The 19,372-nt window shown below is 41.9% G+C and carries 18 protein-coding genes; 14 read left to right on the top strand and 4 right to left on the bottom strand.

Features of this window, described 5'->3' with window-relative positions; genetic code table 11:
• Window positions 1-155 precede the first annotated feature (155 nt).
• Together AC4HAI_RS03240 and AC4HAI_RS03235 are read right to left on the bottom strand one after the other, a co-directional pair.
• Complete coding sequence (locus AC4HAI_RS03240) at window positions 156-896, bottom strand: amino acid ABC transporter ATP-binding protein (protein ID WP_491110433.1); 741 nt, start codon at window positions 894-896, stop codon at window positions 156-158.
• Window positions 896-3,091, bottom strand: a complete 2,196-nt coding sequence (locus AC4HAI_RS03235) for an ABC transporter substrate-binding protein/permease (protein WP_491078955.1) — start codon at window positions 3,089-3,091, stop codon at window positions 896-898. Before AC4HAI_RS03235 ends, AC4HAI_RS03240 begins: the two co-directional genes overlap by 1 nt.
• A gap of 193 nt (window positions 3,092-3,284) precedes the next feature.
• Here AC4HAI_RS03235 and AC4HAI_RS03230 point away from each other — a divergent pair, with 193 nt between their 5' ends.
• Together AC4HAI_RS03230 and uvrB are read left to right on the top strand one after the other, a co-directional pair.
• A complete protein-coding gene (locus AC4HAI_RS03230; protein WP_491110431.1) occupies window positions 3,285-3,935 on the top strand; it encodes a hypothetical protein in 651 nt (216 codons plus the stop codon).
• The gene (gene uvrB, locus AC4HAI_RS03225) at window positions 3,928-5,919 is read left to right on the top strand and encodes an excinuclease ABC subunit UvrB (RefSeq protein WP_491078957.1); all 1,992 of its coding nucleotides are present in this window, start codon (window positions 3,928-3,930) and stop codon (window positions 5,917-5,919) included. Before AC4HAI_RS03230 ends, uvrB begins: the two co-directional genes overlap by 8 nt.
• A 68-nt stretch (window positions 5,920-5,987) precedes the next feature.
• Here uvrB and AC4HAI_RS03220 read toward each other — a convergent pair whose 3' ends face one another.
• Complete coding sequence (locus AC4HAI_RS03220) at window positions 5,988-6,590, bottom strand: class I SAM-dependent methyltransferase (RefSeq protein WP_491110430.1); 603 nt, start codon at window positions 6,588-6,590, stop codon at window positions 5,988-5,990.
• A gap of 159 nt (window positions 6,591-6,749) precedes the next feature.
• Between AC4HAI_RS03220 and AC4HAI_RS03215 the strand changes: the two genes are divergently transcribed.
• The 3 genes from AC4HAI_RS03215 (at window position 6,750) to rpsU (ending at window position 8,586) form a co-directional block, all read left to right on the top strand.
• A complete protein-coding gene (locus AC4HAI_RS03215) occupies window positions 6,750-7,217 on the top strand; it encodes an 8-oxo-dGTP diphosphatase (protein ID WP_491110459.1) in 468 nt (155 codons plus the stop codon).
• Between the two features lie 90 nt (window positions 7,218-7,307).
• Window positions 7,308-8,126 (top strand): transporter substrate-binding domain-containing protein, encoded by an 819-nt coding sequence (locus AC4HAI_RS03210; protein WP_491110428.1) that lies wholly within the window; start codon window positions 7,308-7,310, stop codon window positions 8,124-8,126.
• Between the two features lie 283 nt (window positions 8,127-8,409).
• Window positions 8,410-8,586: a 30S ribosomal protein S21 gene (rpsU, locus tag AC4HAI_RS03205; protein ID WP_002884573.1), complete on the top strand. Its 177-nt coding sequence runs from the start codon at window positions 8,410-8,412 to the stop codon at window positions 8,584-8,586.
• A 112-nt stretch (window positions 8,587-8,698) separates the two neighbouring features.
• On the opposite strand, the gene mscL is transcribed toward rpsU, so the two are convergent.
• Window positions 8,699-9,085 (bottom strand): large conductance mechanosensitive channel protein MscL, encoded by a 387-nt coding sequence (mscL, locus tag AC4HAI_RS03200; protein ID WP_491079493.1) that lies wholly within the window; start codon window positions 9,083-9,085, stop codon window positions 8,699-8,701.
• A 276-nt stretch (window positions 9,086-9,361) separates the two neighbouring features.
• Here mscL and dnaG point away from each other — a divergent pair, with 276 nt between their 5' ends.
• The 9 genes from dnaG to AC4HAI_RS03155 all read left to right on the top strand — a co-directional run bounded on the left by dnaG (window position 9,362) and on the right by AC4HAI_RS03155 (window position 19,372).
• A complete protein-coding gene (gene dnaG, locus AC4HAI_RS03195) occupies window positions 9,362-11,152 on the top strand; it encodes a DNA primase (RefSeq protein WP_491110427.1) in 1,791 nt (596 codons plus the stop codon).
• Between the two features lie 8 nt (window positions 11,153-11,160).
• On the top strand, window positions 11,161-12,270 hold the full coding sequence (rpoD, locus tag AC4HAI_RS03190) for an RNA polymerase sigma factor RpoD (protein WP_491079491.1): 1,110 nt from the start codon (window positions 11,161-11,163) through the stop codon (window positions 12,268-12,270).
• A gap of 264 nt (window positions 12,271-12,534) precedes the next feature.
• Window positions 12,535-12,870, top strand: coding sequence for a metal-sulfur cluster assembly factor (locus tag AC4HAI_RS03185; RefSeq protein WP_491079490.1), 336 nt, complete (start codon window positions 12,535-12,537; stop codon window positions 12,868-12,870).
• Window positions 12,871-12,885: 15 nt separating this feature from the next.
• Window positions 12,886-13,812 carry a glycosyltransferase family 2 protein gene (locus AC4HAI_RS03180; RefSeq protein ID WP_491079489.1) on the top strand — a complete coding sequence of 309 codons (927 nt, stop codon included), beginning with the start codon at window positions 12,886-12,888 and terminating at the stop codon, window positions 13,810-13,812.
• 43 nt (window positions 13,813-13,855) lie between these two features.
• Entirely contained in the window at window positions 13,856-14,710 is an 855-nt protein-coding gene (gene rfbD, locus AC4HAI_RS03175) for a dTDP-4-dehydrorhamnose reductase (RefSeq protein WP_491079488.1), read from the top strand.
• Between the two features lie 294 nt (window positions 14,711-15,004).
• Window positions 15,005-16,159, top strand: a complete 1,155-nt coding sequence (gene cps2T / locus AC4HAI_RS03170) for a beta 1-4 rhamnosyltransferase Cps2T (protein WP_491079498.1) — start codon at window positions 15,005-15,007, stop codon at window positions 16,157-16,159.
• Window positions 16,149-17,108 carry a glycosyltransferase family 2 protein gene (locus AC4HAI_RS03165; RefSeq protein ID WP_491079487.1) on the top strand — a complete coding sequence of 320 codons (960 nt, stop codon included), beginning with the start codon at window positions 16,149-16,151 and terminating at the stop codon, window positions 17,106-17,108. Before cps2T ends, AC4HAI_RS03165 begins: the two co-directional genes overlap by 11 nt.
• Window positions 17,109-17,348: 240 nt before the next feature.
• A complete protein-coding gene (locus AC4HAI_RS03160; RefSeq protein ID WP_491079486.1) occupies window positions 17,349-18,161 on the top strand; it encodes an ABC transporter permease in 813 nt (270 codons plus the stop codon).
• The gene (locus tag AC4HAI_RS03155; RefSeq protein WP_491079485.1) at window positions 18,161-19,372 is read left to right on the top strand and encodes an ABC transporter ATP-binding protein; all 1,212 of its coding nucleotides are present in this window, start codon (window positions 18,161-18,163) and stop codon (window positions 19,370-19,372) included. Before AC4HAI_RS03160 ends, AC4HAI_RS03155 begins: the two co-directional genes overlap by 1 nt.

Genomic DNA, 19,372 nt, shown 5'->3' with positions numbered 1-19,372 from the left:
CCCTGAAACACTCTGGTGGACTGTTTCAGGTACTTGTTAATCTAGTAAACCTACATAATACCAACGAAACTGGATTTTTGTATCAGATTCGTTTCTCATTGGCTAAAAAAATACCCTCGCTAACAACAAGTTAACGGAAGGGTATAGAAATGAGATTAGGCATTCAACACCTTGTCTAAAAATTCTTTAAGGCGGGGATGCTGAGGATTATCAAAGATTTGCTCTGGCGTCCCGTCTTCGAGGAACTGCCCACCATCGGTAAAGATAACTCGGTTGGCTACCTGACGGGCAAAGCCCATTTCGTGAGTAACGATCAACATGGTCATTCCCTGTTGAGCGAGATCCTTCATAACGTTGAGAACATCACCGACCATTTCAGGATCCAATGCTGATGTGGGTTCATCAAAGAGCATGATGTCAGGGTTCATAGCGAGGCTGCGAGCAATCGCAACACGCTGCTTTTGACCACCGGAGAGACTTTCAGGACTAACATCACGCTTGTCCGCTAACCCAACTTTCTCCAGCAGATCCATGCCTACTTGCTCTGCCTTTGATTTATCCATCTTACCTAACTCGATAGGTGCGAAGGTAATATTGTCTAGAACAGACATGTGTGGGAAAAGGTTGAAGTGCTGAAATACCATTCCGATATTTTCTCGTGCCTTATCCACATTGGTTTTAGGATCCGAAAGCTCATAGCCATCGACAATAACACGTCCACTCGTGATAGTTTCTAAGAGGTTCAGGGTGCGAAGGAAAGTTGATTTACCAGAGCCTGAAGGACCAATAATACAAATAACATCCCCTTCGTGAAATTGAGCGTCGATGCCTTTTAGGACTTCATTGTCACCGTAGGACTTATGAAGATCCTGAACATCAATTTTTAATTCTGCCATTATTTCAACTTCCTTTCTAAGCGCTTAGCCAAACGTGTTAATAGGGTGATAATCACTAGATAGATAATACCAAGAATGGCGTACATACGGAAGGATTGGTAGTTGCGGGCAATAATAATCTTACCAGTTTGGAAGAGTTCAACCAAGCCGATCGCAGAAACGATGGTTGTATCCTTAAGTGAAATGACAAATTGATTGATAAAGTTTGGCAACATCAGACGGATAGCCTGTGGAAGAATAACCCGACGCATAGACGTTCCATAGGAGATTCCCAAGCTTCGACTAGCCTCCATCTGTCCCTTAGGAACAGCTTCGATACCGCCCCGCACAATCTCAGCAATATAGGCACCACCATTGAGCGAGAGGGCGATAGTAGCTGCTAAGAAATCATTGATAGGTGATTGCTTACCGGTAATGGATTCAATCAGGTTAGGAATTCCCCAGTAGATGAAAGCTGCTACAATCATCAAAGGAATACCACGGACAACATCAACGAAGATTTGAGAGATTAATCTGAGAGTCTTACTTGGAGCAACTGCCATCATACCAAAGATAACCCCGATGACCATAGCAATAGCAAAGGAAAGTAGGGTCAGGGCAATAGTAATCCAGAGCCCTTGCAGTAATTGCTCGTGGTTGTTTTTGATCAGCCCCCAAATGCTTGTCTCATCTGCAGCATCAGTGTTGGCAGTCTTATTAGACCCTAAGTATTTGTTGATGATCTTGTCGTATTCACCAGTTTTGACCAAATGAGCAAGACCATTGTTGAACATTTGGATTAATTCAGGGTTGGAACCACGCTTAACAGCAAATCCAAGATCCCCAGATTTTTCACCTGCAATAGGTGTTTTAAATTTACGCCCCTGAGAGATGGCATATTTTAGGACTGCTTCATCATCCATAATAGCGTCCACAGTACCGCTGTTAAGGCTATCATACAGGGTAGAACCATCATCGAAAGCACGGACCTTAAAGCCGTATTTGTCGTCGTTAGCGCTCAACCATTCATAAGAAGAGGTTCCCTTCTTAGCACCGACAGTTTTATTCTTGAGGTCTTCATATTTGCTGACCTGAGAATTTGATGCAACAGCGACAATAATCTTTGAGGTGTAGTAAGCATCCGAAAAATCGAATTGCTTTTTACGTTCATCCGTTATGGACATACCAGCAATCATAGCATCTGCTTGACTGGTTTGAACAGCATTAAGTGCAGCATCAAAGCCAGGATATTGTAATTTAACCTTAAAGCCTTGTTGTTTAGCAATAGCTTGAATGAGTTCGACATCTATACCAGTGTAAGCATCATTGCCTTTTTGAAACTCAAACGGTGCAAAAGACGAATCTAATACGATAGTATAGGTATCTTTAACAGACTTAGCCTTGGCATCAGCCTTTCCGGTCAATTTTAGCTGGGCAGAAGGGGTTGTTGAATTTTCATTGACAGAATCTCCCAGCCATTTCTTCATGATCTTATCGTAAGTACCGTCTTTTTTCATAGCGGCTAGAGCCTTATTGAAATCATCGACTAAGTATTCTTTATCACTGCCTTTTTTGACCCCAAAGGCAAAGCTACCAACAGCTTCACCCTCCATATTCATTTCATAATTTTTACCTTGCTTGATAGCGTATTGGACGACAGGTTTATCATCCATAGCAGCATAGACATTACCCTGATCAAGGCTATTGTTCATCAAATCGCTGGTATCAAAGGTTTTGACGGTGTAACCGTATTCAGAAGCATGTTCGTTTAGCCAAGCCTGTGCGGCCGTTCCATTTTTGACCCCAACAGTCTTTCCTTTCAGCTGCTGATAATCACTGACACTGTCTTCTCCTTTTTTTGTATAGATGACGACAGCTGTGTCATAGTAGGTATCTGAGAAGGTCAATTCTTTTTTTCGAGCTTCTGTGACGGTCGTTCCTGCCATTAGACCGTCAGATTGCCCAGATAAGACCGCATTCATAGCAGCATCAAAGCCAGGGTAGGTTTGCTTATAGTCCCAGCCAGATCGCTTAGCAACTTCGGTGATAATATCGACATCAATCCCCTTATATTTGTGGTCAGTGTCCATAAATTCAAATGGGGCATAAGCGGTATCCGATACGATCGAAATCTTATCAGCTGCTTCAACCTTACCACTGAAAATAAAGAAGACTGATAAGACACTCGCTGTAAGTGCCAGCAGTTTGTTCTTCATATTTTTCTCCTTATAATAATGTAAGATATGACCCTATTTTACCAAAAAAAGGTAGCAGGTTCAAATTTTTTAGAGATCTATGTAAGAAAATATAACATGGACTTCTAAAAAATAATGTTGCAAGTAGAATGTGATGACAAACGAAGCATTTGAATTGTGATAAAATAGATAAAAGGAACAGTGGGAGAATGTGATGACAATAAGATATAGCTTATGGAAGACCCTAACGGTCATAGTGTTATGTGGACCATTCGGCCTTTTCTGGTTAATGCTGTTTTTAAGCGGGTTCTTTTTGCCTGATTTTGATTGGTTAGAAAGACTGATTTATCTAGTATTTAATGGCGTTTTTGCTCTCGTAGCACTTTTACCTGCTATTCACTTCGGGATTGGTCTCTTTCAAGGACGAATTGTATTTCGTTTCGATGAGACGGCAGTCACCCGTTATTATGGTCTGTTTAGGAATAAGCGCTTGGTGATACCTTATGACCTGATTGAAACGATCGGTCGACGAAATAAGACACTATCTCAAGAGTTCAGCGAAGGGTATGGAAACAGTGCCAACCGGATTTTCAAAAATACCCTAAAGGTGGCACAAGTGGTAGATAATGAGTCACACTTATCTGCAGGCAGTGTGATGGAAAGTACCTATGCATATTTTTACCTTGTATTCAAGGAAGGAAATCAGGCAGTTTCTTATGCCAAACAATTTGGTTACAGGGGTAAGGGAAAGTTGGAAACAATCCAAAATACACGTATTGTGGATTTTAGGATCATTTTTGTAACCAAGTTTTCTACAGTTGAAATTATAGATTATATGAAAAAAATAAGGAGTAAAGATGATTGAGCGTGTAACAGATAATCAATTTAAATTAGTCTCTAAGTATGAACCATCAGGAGACCAACCGCAAGCTATTGAACAATTAGTCGATAACATTGAGGGTGGTGAGAAGGCTCAAATCTTGCTAGGTGCAACAGGGACAGGTAAGACCTATACCATGAGCCAAGTCATCAGCAAGGTCAACAAGCCGACACTGGTCATCGCTCATAACAAGACCTTAGCGGGTCAGCTCTATGGAGAATTTAAGGAGTTTTTCCCTGACAATGCTGTCGAGTACTTCGTCTCATATTATGATTACTATCAGCCAGAAGCCTATGTCCCTTCGTCTGATACCTATATCGAGAAGGATAGCTCGGTCAATGATGAAATTGATAAGCTTCGTCACTCAGCGACTTCAGCACTGTTGGAGCGCAACGATGTTATCGTTGTAGCCTCTGTCAGCTGTATCTACGGTTTGGGGTCGCCAAAAGAATATTCGGATAGTGTGGTTAGCCTGCGTCCCGGTCAAGAAATCTCCCGTGACCAGCTTCTCAACGATTTAGTTGATATTCAATTTGAACGCAATGACATCGATTTCCAACGGGGGCGCTTCCGGGTTCGAGGTGACGTGGTTGAGGTCTTTCCAGCCAGCCGTGACCAGCACGCCTTCAGAATTGAATTTTTTGGAGATGAGATCGACCGTATCCGTGAGATTGATGCCCTAACAGGTCATCATTTAGGTGAAGTGGATCATCTGGCAATTTTCCCAGCGACCCACTTTATGACCAATGAAGAACACATGGAAGTGGCTATCAGTAAAATTCAAGCTGAGCTTGAAGACCAGCTGCAGCTCTTTGAATCCGAAGGCAAGCTTCTGGAAGCTCAGCGTCTCAAACAGCGGACAGACTATGATATTGAGATGCTGCGTGAGATGGGTTACACCAATGGTGTCGAAAACTATTCCCGTCACATGGATGGGCGCAGTGAAGGGGAGCCGCCTTATACCTTGCTGGATTTCTTTCCGGAAGATTTTCTCATCATGATTGATGAAAGCCACATGACTATGGGACAGATCAAGGGAATGTACAATGGTGACCGCTCCCGCAAGGAGATGCTGGTTAATTATGGTTTCCGACTGCCTAGTGCATTGGACAATCGTCCCTTACGTCGTGAAGAGTTTGAAAGCCATGTCCATCAGATTGTCTACGTGTCTGCCACTCCAGGTGACTATGAGATGGAGCAGACTGACACAGTAATTGAGCAGATTATTCGTCCGACCGGCTTGCTTGATCCAGAAGTCGAAGTGCGTCCTACTATGGGGCAGATGGATGATTTGTTAGGTGAAATCAATGACCGTGTCGAAAAGGGCGAGCGCACTTTCATCACAACTCTCACAAAGAAAATGGCAGAGGACTTGACCGACTATCTTAAAGAGATGGGAATTAAGGTTAAGTATATGCACAGCGACATTAAGACTCTGGAGCGAACGGAGATTATTCGTGATTTGCGCCTAGGAGTCTTTGATGTGCTCATTGGGATCAATCTCCTGCGTGAAGGAATCGATGTGCCTGAGGTCAGTTTGATTGCTATTTTGGACGCTGACAAGGAAGGCTTCTTGCGCAATGAACGCGGCCTCATCCAGACCATCGGTCGTGCTGCCCGTAATAGCCAGGGTCATGTTATCATGTATGCCGATACGGTGACAGAGTCTATGCAAAAAGCAATGGATGAAACCGCCCGTCGCCGACAAATTCAAATGGCCTACAATGAAGAGCACGGTATTGTTCCGCAAACGATCAAAAAGGAAATTAGGGACCTTATTGCTATTACTAAGACCAATGAAGAAACACAAGTAGCAGATGAGATGGATGTATCGACCATGTCCAAGAAAGAACGTCAAGAGGCCATCAAGAAGCTCCAAAAAGAGATGCAAGAAGCTGCTGAGCTGCTTGACTTTGAACTGGCCGCTCAGATTCGTGATATGGTGTTAGAGCTGAAGGCCATGGATTAAGTAAGGAGATTGTCTGCTTTCCTATTGTCTATCTTTAAAAAGTAAAAAAACAGGGCTAATGCATAAGGCTAGCTCTGTTTTTTCTGGCAAATAAAACCGATATAAGATGGGGTATCTTTGACCGTAATTTCGGAAAAGCCCTGTTGGTTTAGTAGAGCAACAAAATCGTTTGGATCACTGTATGCGGGTAAATGATAATTGATTTTGTCCTTTTCGCTGCTGATAAGGAGTTGCCCGTCTTTTCTTAAAACGCGTGCGCATTCTGCCAGACCTTCGGCGAGTTCATCCCAATAGATGTGGGTTTGTGTTGCCACAATGAGATCAAAACTTTGATCTGAAAAAGGGAGTTGAGCGACATCTGCTAGGCTGAGGTGGACCTGTCCATTTTGGATGAGTTGGCGATTCAGTTTGCTCGCTTGTTTATAGGCTTCATTAGACACATCAATACCATAAATATAGGCCTCTTTAGCTATCGATACAAGGGACTTGATATTACTCCCACCGCCAAAGCCGATATCAAGAATTCTAGCGCTTTGTGGTATAGTCGTTAAGTTCAGTGTCCAAAGACTCAGCTTTTGAAAATAAGTTGACCAGATTTTAGTGAGGAGACGACCGACCAGACCACTTGGCTGTTTCGACTGCCTAATCAAATAGGTGATAAGATAATTCATATAACTATTATATACTAAAATAATACCTCTTTCGCTAATTCAATGTAGCCAACATGTTAAATAATGAGAAAGATAGCTATCCAACTAAATTTTTTGCATGACCTATGTGTTATAATAAAGCCTAAATAGATCACTGTGATGGAAAGGAAGCACTCTACCATGCCTCGTGCGTCTCAAGTTATTTTAACCAATATGTGTCTGATTGAAGATGAGCATGACAATATTGTTATGCAAATTCGTGATCCCAAGCGTTATGCTTGGTCAGGAGCAGCATTACCGGGCGGCCATATTGAAACAGGTGAAGCGCTGAATGATGCTGTCATTCGGGAAGTTTTAGAAGAAACTGGGCTCACTATCCATCGACCAAAACTAGTAGGAATGAAGGATTGGCACACAGATGAAGGGATGCGCTATCTCGTCTTTTTGTATAAAGCGCGTGGGTATGAAGGTGAGCTCAGATCCTCCCAAGAAGGAGAAGTCCTTTGGGTTAATCGAAAGGACCTCACTCGTATGACCCTAGCCTATGATATGCTAGAGCTCCTTCGAGTCTTTGATGACGAAGAACTTTCTGAGTATTTTTACGACGAGAAAGTCAATGGTGAGTGGAAGAGTAAGTTCTTTTACTGAGGGATGAAAACTTGACAGGTGTATTTTTATAAGCTAAAATAGTATAAAAATAAAGGATAGGCCAGCTAAACAGCTTAATGGTGGATAACAATGTCTTTAAGAAAAAATTTTATAGTGCTAGTCGCTCTTGCCGTTTTACTGATCCTGGGTGCCTACGGTGTCTTTAATGGGTCTGATAAGAAAGCTGATAACTCTTTGAAGGATGTTCAATCTCGAGGGACCCTCATTATAGCAACTAGCCCAGATTTTGCTCCCTTTGAATACAAACAGCTGGTGGATGGCAAGGATCAAATTGCTGGTATCGATGTTGAAATTTCCAAAGAAATTGCTAAAGAACTTGGTGTTAAGCCCCATTTTCTCGGGGTCTCTTTCTCAAATGTACTGGGTAGTGTTGCTATCGGCAAAGCGGATTACGGCATTTCAGGTATTTCAATTACAGAAGATCGTAAAGACTCGTTTGAGTTTACAGAACCTTATTTTGAATCCAAAAATGTAGTAGTGGTTAGAAAAGCTGATCTTGGAAAATATACATCTGTAGATTCATTTGATGGGGTATCTGTTTCAGCCCAAAAAGGAACCATTCAAGAGGGCGTCCTTCAAGACCAGATCCCAAAAGCCTCTGCGGTATCATTGACACAAAATAGTGAAGGAATCAATGAGCTTGAGCATGGTCAGATCGAAGGGATCGTTATGGAGAACGCTATCGCAGAAGGATACGTTGCTAAGCACCCCGATTTAGCTGTTGCTAATATCACCTTGAAAAAAGTAGATGGCAGCTCTTATGCCATTGCGCTACCAAAGGGGTCTATTGCCTTACGTGATCGCATCAACACCATTATTACAAAATTGAAAAAAGACGGTAAGATTGATTACTTTGTCCAAAAAGTGAATGAAGAATCAGAAAAATAACCGTCGGATAGCTGAAAAAAGCAGCCTCAATCAACTACTAATCAGTGCTGTATCAAGCACTGAAACTCTCTGTAGTATATAAGGGCTACTAAGATTTCCTAGCAAATAAGTCTAGCTTTCACCCTTTACCATTTTGAAATTATCGAACAATACTAACGAGACTGGACATTTGTCACGATTCTTTTTAGCAACAATAGTCAAAAATGGTTGACAAGCAAATGAAAATTAGCTATTCTAGTCTAGAACGTATTATCGTTACATTGATCTTGAGGAGGTGAAATCCATGTCTAAAACAGTTGTACGTAAGAACGAATCACTTGACGATGCTCTTCGTCGTTTCAAACGTTCGGTTACTAAAGCGGGTACTCTTCAAGAAGCTCGTAAACGTGAACACTATGAAAAGCCTTCTGTAAAGCGTAAACGCAAATCAGAAGCAGCTCGTAAACGTAAAAAATTCTAATGCAGATTAAAAAAGACCTAGGCAACGGACCTAGGTCTTTTGATTGATGACACGTTTTTGTATAATAAAAAGCAGTTGGGAGAAAGCCCAACTGCTTTTATCAGAATAAGAATTATTTTTTAGCCAAAAGATCACGGATCTCAGCAAGCAGGTCTTCCTGAGTAGGAGCAGCTTCTTCATTAGCCGCTGCTTCAGCCTCGGCCTTCTTGGAAGCAGCCATGGCTTTTTCGGCAGCTTTTACAACAAAGAAGAGAGTGATACCAACGATCAAGAAGTTGATGACAGCGCTCAAGAAACTACCATAAGCAACACCGTTCCATGACAGAGCAGCCAAGTTTTCAACATTAGCCGCTTCAACAACCGGATTAAGGACTAGTGGTGTAATCACGTCAGAAACGAGTGAGGTAATGATGGCATTAAAAGCGGCCCCCATTACAACGGCAACAGCAAGATCAAGGACGTTACCCTTGAACAAAAAATCTTTAAGTTCTTTAATCACGATAAAATGATTCCTTTCAAAATAATACCAGTCTAGTATAACGAAACATAAATGACAAGGTCAAGCTAATTGCTCACAAATCTGAATACATTTAGCCGGATTAGAAAAATCAGTTAGAAAACGAGAAATGAGTCTTTAATTTCAAGAGTAAAATAATGAACAAAATAAGCGTTGCCAAACCTCCTTTTACAAGGGTTATAATTGACTCTTCCAAGGGTGAAATGCTATAATAAGAGGTAAAACTTTAAAAGATTTTCAAGGTCTGGAGGTGATAGTGTGGCACTTAGTAAAGAGCAAATTGCTGAAATCAAGTCTAGCGTGAACATCGTAGACATTGTCGGTGAGGTTGTTAGTTTGACTAAGGCTGGTCGTAACTATTTGGGCTTGTGTCCTTTCCACAAGGAAAGCACACCATCTTTTAATGTTATTGAGGATAGACAGTTTTTTCACTGCTTTGGTTGTGGTAGATCAGGTGATGTTTTCAAGTTCTTAGAGGAGTATCGCCAGATCACTTTTATAGAGAGTGTCCGAATTTTGGCTGAGCGTATCGGTATGGCGATTGCAGTGGATGCCCCAAGCCAATCCAAGATTCAGCACCCTCAGCAAAAGATTTTTACGATCAATCAAGATGCTAGTAAGTTTTATCAGGCTGTCTTAAAGACGACAAGAGTCGGTGAGCAGGCTAAACACTACCTGCATGAGCGAGGATTGACAGATGAGGTGATTGAGTATTTCGGCATCGGTTTGGCGCCAGAAGAGACCAATTACCTTTATCAGCGTCTGTCATCTCAATACGACGAAGAGACTGTTATCAATTCAGGACTTTTCAATCTATCAGAATCCGGTGAGATTTACGATGCCTTCCGCAATCGTATTATGTTCCCTTTGACAGATGATCAAGGCCATGTGATTGGTTTTTCTGGAAGGATTTGGACAGAGCAAGACGAATTAGCCAAGCAAGCCAAGTATAAGAACACTAGAGCGACTGCTGCTTTCAATAAATCTTATGAACTTTACCATCTGGACCAAGCCAGACCTGTAATTCAAAAAAGCCATGAAGTCTACCTCATGGAGGGCTTTATGGACGTGATTGCAGCCTATCGAGCTGGTATTGAAAATGCTGTTGCTTCTATGGGAACGTCACTGACTAAAGAGCACGTGACACACCTGAAAAAGTATACAAAAAAAGTGGTTTTAACCTATGACGGTGATAGTGCTGGCCAAAGCGCTATAGCCAAGTCCTTGGAGATCTTGGATGATCTGACGATTGAGATCGTTCGCCTACCGAATCAGATGGACCCGGATGAATACATAAAAGCTAATTCTGAGCAAGCTCTAGCTGACCTATTGACTAAATCAAGGATTTCGAGCACAGAATTTTGGATCCATTATCTTAAGCCAGAAAATATTGATAATCTTCAAGCTGAAATTTCTTATGTTGAGCAAATCGCTAAGATTATCGCCAGAGTGCAGTCGATCACGGCTCAAAATACCTATATCAATATGGTTGCTGAGGAGATGCCCCATTTTGACTATATGCAGGTGGAGCAATCTGTCAATAACGAGCGTCTAAATCTTAGGGCCAGCCGCAGTGACACTGCCGCTAAGCAGGAAATTATGAGCCGGCCACCAGTGATCACTGAGGTCTTGACGACCAAGTCCTTAACGGCATTTCAAAGGGCTGAAAACCAACTGTTCCACAGAATCATGCACCATGACTATATCTTTAATGATTTTCGAAATAGAGAGGACTTTACCTTTGAATCGCCCCAGCTCAAAGGCCTCTATGAACTGCTTTGTCAGCACGGTGAAATAAGTGATCTTGACCTAGCTGAGATGCCTGATGATTGGCGCCAGGCCTATTACCAGGTTTTGGAGGAGCCTCTCCCAGACACTGTGGGTGAAAACGAAATTGCTTTGCTAGAAGAGAGAATCGAAAAGCTTCACCAAGAGCAGATAATGAGAGAACGGGGAAAACTGATCCGTGAATCAAGTAACCATGGGGATACAGACCTTGCAATGATGGAATTTCAGGCCCTCATTGCCCAAAAAAGAAATATGGAATAGAGGCAAATATGGCAACAAAAAAAACAAATGCAACATTTAATGTTCAAGTCGCTGATTTTATCCGCAATCACAAAAAAGAAGGAACAGCGATTGATGATGAAGTAACTGAAAAATTGGTTGTTCCATTTACTTTGGATGCTGATCAAATTGATGATTTGCTTGAGCGTCTGACAGATGGTGGGATTTCTATTACAGATAAGGAAGGAAATCCCTCATCGAAATATGTAGTGGAAGCTCCACAGCCGGAAGATTTGACAGATGAAGAACTGATAGGAAGTAATTCAGCCAAGGTCAATGACCCTGTTCGTATGTATTTAAAAGAAATCGGTGTTGTTCCGCTCTTGAATTCTGAAGAGGAAAAAGAACTAGCTATTGCAGCAGCCCAAGGTGACCTCCAAGCTAAGCAACGTTTGGCAGAAGCTAACCTACGTCTGGTTGTTTCTATTGCCAAACGCTATGTTGGTCGTGGCATGCAGTTCCTTGACCTTATTCAAGAGGGAAACATGGGACTGATGAAAGCAGTTGATAAATTTGACTACTCAAAAGGATTCAAATTTTCGACTTATGCGACGTGGTGGATTCGCCAAGCCATTACACGTGCGATTGCTGACCAAGCACGCACCATACGTATTCCGGTCCATATGGTTGAGACGATCAATAAATTGGTTCGTGAACAGCGCAATCTTTTGCAGGAGCTAGGACAAGATCCGACACCGGAACAAATTGCTGAGCGTATGGATATGACACCTGATAAGGTTAGGGAAATTCTTAAAATTGCTCAAGAACCAGTATCTTTGGAAACACCTATCGGTGAAGAAGATGACAGTCATTTAGGTGACTTTATTGAGGATGAAGTAATTGAAAATCCTGTAGACTATACAACACGTATTGTCTTACGTGAGCAGCTCAACGATGTCCTGGATACCTTAACAGATCGCGAAGAAAATGTCCTGCGTCTGCGTTTTGGACTAGATGATGGTAAGATGCGCACCTTAGAAGATGTTGGTAAGGTCTTTAATGTTACTCGTGAACGTATTCGCCAAATTGAAGCCAAAGCCTTGCGTAAACTTCGCCACCCAAGTCGCAGCAAACAACTCAAAGACTTTATGGAGGATTAAAAACCTCCAGTGGAGGTTTTTAACCGTTGCTGAGAAATTAAAGAGCGACGCAGATCCAGTGGATCAAATCAATCACCGCCTAAAAATGAGAAAGTAGCGCAAGTCCAGTAGAATAGGTCAAACCGTTATCTAGAAACAAAGTGGGTTACATCATCTATCGAAAGATCAAGAGATAGAAGGTTAGCTAAGCGTCTGAGAGATGAAGGATCCCACATCTAGATGATAATCACGTAAAGAATCAAAATGAGTCAAGGAGGAACTGCAATGGCAGAACAAAAGTATACCGCTCAGGAAGTGGAGAAGATTAAAGATCATATACTTGAAGTGTTAGAGATGGTTATTGATCCCGAGTTGGGGATCGATATCGTCAACCTAGGCTTGGTATATGCTATCCGTTTTCAAGATGATGGCTATACAGAAATTGATATGACATTGACAACCATGGGTTGTCCCTTGGCAGACTTACTGACTGATCAGATTTATGACGTGATTAAAGAAGTAAAGGAAGTGACTAAAGTTGAGGTTAAATTAGTCTGGACACCAGCTTGGACGATTGAGCGCATGAGTCGCTATGCTCGTATAGCGCTGGGAATTCGATAAGGAGTAGAGCAAAAGATGAAGCAACTTAGTATTGTCGTACCTTGTTACAACGAAGAAGCGACTATTCAACCGTTTTTGGTAGAGACCAAAAAAGTTGAAGAGAAGATGTCTCAGGAAGTCGCTTTCACCTATATCTTTGTCAATGATGGCTCAAAGGATAAGACGCTATCAGTTCTTAGAGAAGTGTCTCAGCAATATGATAATGTCCACTACCTGTCATTTTCTCGTAATTTTGGCAAGGAGGCTGCTCTGCTGGCTGGGCTTGAAGCTGCGCAAGGGGATTTTATCACCGTCATGGATGCTGACCTGCAGGACCCACCAGAGCTGCTGATTGAGATGTACCAAAAAATTCAAGAAGGCTTTGATGTCGTCGGAACACGCCGTGCCGATCGAAAAGGAGAGCCTTTCTTACGCTCTATGTTTGCTCGCCTGTTTTATTGGCTGGTTAATAAAATTTCGGATACAGAAATGGTTGATGGTGCACGAGATTTCCGACTGATGACCCGTCAGGTGGTTGACAGCATTTTGGAACTAAACGAGGTCAACCGCTTTTCAAAAGGCTTATTCTCATGGGTAGGTTACGATGTCACCTATCTTCCATATGAAAATCGAGAGCGTGTAGCGGGTGACACATCATGGAATTTCTGGTCACTGCTTAAATACTCTATCGATGGATTTATCAATTTCTCAGAAGCACCTCTTAATCTGGCAACTTGGATTGGATTATTGAGTTTTCTTGTGGCGGGCTGCTCTATTATCTTTGTTGTTGTCCGCAACCTTCTCTTTGGTAATCCAGTAGTAGGGTGGGCATCGACAGTATCTGTCATCATGTTCTTTGGTGGTTTACAGTTGCTGGCACTTGGTATTATTGGGAAATATATTGCAAAAATTTTCCTTGAGACTAAAAAACGCCCCGTCTACATTGTAAAAGAAAAAGGATAGCCCATTTTTTAGAAGGCTTATGGAACAATTCTAGGAGACAATTATGATTTTAATTACAGGTGCAAATGGACAGCTTGGTACAGAACTCCATTACTTACTTGATGAGCGTGACGAAGAATATGTAGCTGTAGATGTGGCAGAAATGGATATCACAGATAAAGAGGCCGTTCAGCGTGTCTTTGATCAAGTGAAGCCAAGTTTAGTCTATCACTGTGCTGCTTATACAGCAGTAGATGCTGCAGAAGAAGAGGGCAAAGAACTAGATTATGCCATTAATGTAACTGGTACTGAGAATATTGCTGAAGCTGCAAAAGCTTTTGGTGCCACTCTGGTTTATATTTCTACTGACTATGTATTTGATGGAGAAAAACCGATTGGCCAAGAATGGGTAGAAACAGATCTCCCCTCTCCTCAAACTGAATATGGCCGGACCAAACGTCTAGGAGAAGAGGCTGTGGAAAGAATTCTGGATAATTTCTACATCATTCGGACAGCCTGGGTTTTTGGAAATTATGGCAAGAACTTCGTTTTTACCATGCAAAGTTTAGCAGATAAGCACCCTCGCTTGACAGTTGTCAATGACCAACACGGTCGCCCGACTTGGACACGTACTCTGGCAGAATTTATGACGTATTTGACAGAAAATCAAAAAGATTTTGGATATTACCACCTCTCAAATGATGCTCATGAAGATACGACATGGTATGATTTTGCTAAAGAGATTCTAAAGGATCGTGATGTGGAAGTGGTTCCAGTAGATTCGAGCCAGTTTCCTGCCAAGGCTAAACGTCCCAAAAACTCAACACTTAGTCTAGACAAAGCCAAGGCTACAGGGTTTGTCATTCCCACCTGGCAGGATGCTCTTAAAGAATTTTATCGCCAGGGTACTAAATTATAAAATAATTAGTACTTAGTTGCAGAAATAGAACCAAGCATTGGTGCTTCACTGTAATGAGGATTGGTACTTGATAACCATGAAAGAGTGAGGATCAAATTGATAGTCGATTTAGTCTGACTGTCAGCTGCTATCTTAATTTGACAAATTTAGATGATGACAAAAGGGGTCGGGAATGTGATAGCTTCCCAGCCTCTTTTTTGGTTTCAGTCAGTCATTTTTAGGGATAAAGCGCATAAGACAGCCTAAAATATGCTATAATAAAGTGATTGTATGGTTAAAATGGAGGTCTTCTACATGCAGCACGTTTTTATCATTGGAAGCAGAGGTTTACCTGCTCAATACGGCGGCTTTGAAACCTTTGTGGAAGAGTTGGTAAAACACCGCCAATCAGCTCAAATAACCTACCATGTTGCTTGCTTGAGCGATGAGGTAACTGGCCGACATTTTGACTATTTAGGAGTGGATTGTTTTACAATAAATCCACCCAAATTGGGACCGGCACGTGTCATTGCCTATGATTGGCAGGCTATCACTTATGCGCTCAAATGGATCAGAGAGCAGCAGATTAAAAAGCCTATTTTCTACATTTTAGGTAACACAGTTGGTGCCTTCATTGCCCCCCTAGCTCGAAAGATTCATAGACTGGAAGGACAGCTCTATGTTAATCCAGACGGTTTAGAGTGGAAACGTTCCAAGTGGTCACGACCCGTTCAGTCTTATCTCAAGTACGCTGAAAAGATCATGACCAAAAAAGCAGACTTAGTAATCTCAGACAATCTGGGGATAGAATCCTATATCAAATCATCCTATCCCTGGGCAAAAACGCAGTTCATCGCTTATGGCACCGACTTATCTCCCTCACCCCTAAGGCAGGAATCAAAAGAAGTTAGGGAATTCTACCAAAAATGGCAGACTCAAGAAAAGGACTATTATCTGATTGTGGGGCGCTTTGTCCCAGAGAATAACTATGAAACAGCTATTCGAGAGTTTATGGCCAGTCAGACTCAACGTGATCTTATCATTATTTGTAATCATGAAGGCAGTGCTTACTTTAAAGAACTCCAGCAAAAGACACATTTTGACCAAGATCACCGTGTGAAATTTGTAGGGACTGTCTATAATCGTGACCTTTTGACCTATATCCGCCAAGCTGCCTTTGCTTATATTCATGGACACGAGGTCGGTGGGACTAATCCGGGTCTTTTAGAGGCCTTGGCCCATACAGATTTAAACCTGGTTTTAGACGTAGCTTTTAATAAAAGTGTCGCCCAAGATACTGCTGTATTTTGGAGCAAGGAAAAGGGGAGTCTGAGTCAATTAATCAATCGCTATGATGCTAAGAAAGACTACACTTCGCTAGGGCAAAAAGCAAGAGCGCATATGGCTGAGCATTATTCTTGGGAAAAAATCGTTAGAGAGTATGAGGAGCTGTTTTTACATGAAGGTTAATATCTTACTATCAACCTACAATGGTGAGCGCTTTTTAGCCGAACAGATCGATAGTATCTTAGATCAAACCTATCAAGATTGGACGCTTTTAATACGTGATGATGGCTCTAGCGATAGTACTCCAGATATCATTTCCAGCTACGTTAATCGAGATTCTCGTATCCAGTTTATCAATGCTGATCATCGGGAAAATATGGGGGTAATAGAAAGCTTCTATACCTTGGTTAAGGAAGAGATTGCAGATTTTTACTTTTTTTGCGACCAAGACGATGTGTGGTTACCTGAAAAGCTTGAGCGCTGTCTAAAAGAAGGGAAGACCTTTTCAAAAGACCTCCCCCTGCTAGTTTATACAGACTTAAAAGTAGTCGATCAAAATCTAGCAATTATCCATGAGAGTATGATCAAAGTCCAATCTGATCATGCCAACACCAGTCTTTTACAGGAATTGACAGAAAATACAGTAACAGGTGGAACGACTATGATCAATCGTAGTCTGGCAGATCTCTGGCTAGCTAGGAGCTTAGAGCATGTCGTGATGCATGACTGGTTTTTAGCCTTGATTGCAGCAAGCAAAGGTAAGTTGATCTATCTGGATCTCCCAACCCAGCTCTACCGCCAACATGATGCTAATGTCCTCGGGGCCAGAACCTTATCCAAACGTCTCAGGAATTGGTTGCGTCCCCACAAGCTCTTAGCTAAGTATTGGTGGCTGATCGATTCTAGTCAAGAGCAAGCTCAGCAGCTCTTGCAATTGGATCTAAGTCCAGAACAAAGACAGTTAATTGAGGATTACCTATCCCTGACAGAAGTTTCTTTTAAGGAGAGAAGGCGCCTGCTCAAAGATCGGTGTTTTAGAAAAAATAGAGCCTTTCATACCTTAGTTTTTAGAACCCTTATCTTAACAAAATTGGGCTATAAAACCTATAAGACTCATGGCTATACCCCTTAGAGATTGAATAGATCCTCGCTTTCTATATTTTGAACAGAGAATTAAGAAAGTAGGCTACCATCTCAAATTATACCCTGCCTATGCTTTTAGCGCTCGTATGAATAATAGTGATACTATTTTCTAGCGCTATAAAAAGTTTTTCACCATTTCTTATGCAAGCCTGGATATAAGGGCTCTGGATCTTTAACAAAATTTTCGCTAGGGCGAATGATTCTTTTCATCTTAGTTTAGGAGTTTATTATGAATCTGTTTAGTAAGAAAAATCGTATTTTACTAAAAGAACTGATTAAAACGGATTTTAAATTGCGCTATCAAGGGAGTGTGGTTGGCTATCTCTGGTCAATTTTGAAACCCTTGATGCTATTTCTAATCATGTATACCGTCTTTATTCGCTTCTTGCGTTTAGGAGGCGATGTGCCACATTTTGCGGTTGCCCTCCTCTTGGCCAATGTGATTTGGTCTTTCTTTACAGAGGCGACGAGCATGGGGATGGTTTCCATTGTAACGCGAGGCGATCTTCTTAGAAAGCTGAACTTTTCTAAGTCTATCATAGTTCTGTCGTCAGTTTGCGGCGCCTTGATCAACTTTATCATCAACTTGTTAGTAGTCCTCGTCTTTGCCTTGATTAATGGTGTTCAGCTCGGTTGGCAAGTGATTTTTGCCCTTCCCCTCTTTTTAGAACTCTTCATTATGGCTTGGGGTGTGGCCTTGTTGTTAGCGACACTGTATGTCAAGTTCCGTGATATTGGGCAGATCTGGGATGTCGTCCTGCAGGCGGGGATGTATGCCACTCCTATCATCTATCCCCTAACCTTTATTACCAACCAAGGTCCAAAGGGCATATTAGCAGGTAAGATAATGATGATGAATCCTCTGGCTCAGATGATTCAGGATTTTCGCTATATCTTGATTGACAAGGCTAATCTAACGATTTGGAACTTAATCAATCACTGGTATTATTATGCGATTCCCTACCTTTTGCCCCTGATCATTTTTGCCATCGGTTTTGCTATATTCACCAAAAGTTCTAAGAGATTTGCGGAGATTCTATAATGACAAATGATAATAATATTGCTGTTAAAGTAGATCATGTTAGTAAATTTTTCAAACTGCCTGTAGAGTCCTCTAACAGCTTAAGGACAACCATGGTCAACCGGTTTAAGGGAATCAAGGGCTATAAGGAGCAGCATGTCCTTAAGGATATTAATTTTGAAGTCAACAAGGGAGACTTTTTTGGAATTGTGGGCCGCAATGGCTCAGGTAAGTCAACCTTGCTCAAGATCATCTCTCAAATTTACGTGCCAGAACAAGGTACTGTTACGATTGATGGCAAGCTAGTTTCCTTTATCGAGCTCGGTGTTGGCTTTAATCCAGAATTGACAGGACGGGAAAACGTCTATATGAATGGCGCTCTTCTCGGATTTTCAACCGAGGAAGTCGATGCCATGTACGACGATATCGTAGCCTTTGCAGAGCTTGAAGAGTTTATGAACCAAAAACTAAAAAACTATTCCAGCGGTATGCAGGTGCGTCTAGCCTTCTCAGTGGCTATCAAGGCTCAGGGAGATATCCTTATTCTGGATGAGGTGTTAGCAGTAGGTGATGAAGCTTTTCAGCGTAAATGTAATGACTATTTCATGGAACGTAAAGAAAGCGGTAAGACCACTATTCTTGTGACCCATGATATGGCTGCGGTGAAGAAGTATTGTAACCGAGCAGTACTGATTGAAGATGGCTTGGTTAAGGCCTATGGAGAGCCTTTTAATGTGGCCAATCAATACAGCTTTGACAATACTGAAGCTCTGCCAGAAGATGATACCGTGCAAGAGCAGATAGATCCAGATGCTATAGTAGACCAGCTCAAGGTCAAACTCCTATCACCAAATCCGACCACTCCTAAAGAAAAAATCACTTTTGAAATCTCCTATGTGGTCCGCCAAGACCAACCGACCTATATTGCGCTATCCTTAACAGATGTGGATCGCAACATATGGGTTTACAATGATAATTCAATGGATCATCAGACATCGGGGAGTGGTCCTAAGCGCGTGATCTATGAGTGTGATCTGGCTCACCTAAATGATATCAAGCTAAAATTAGAAGTGACCGTGCGTGATCGTGATGGTCAAATGCTAGCCTATGCTGATTCTAGTCGTACACCAGTGATTGCCCTCCACCGTGATGACTTAAAGGCTGAGGACCGCTCAGGATTGGATTCGGCAACAGGACTCTACCAAAGAAATGGTCGCTGGACTTTTAAGTAA

This window comes from Streptococcus sp. ALY_208 (assembly GCF_058314295.1).
The sequence above is the reverse complement of the archived record's forward strand: the minus strand, read 5'-3'. Positions and strand labels throughout refer to the sequence as shown.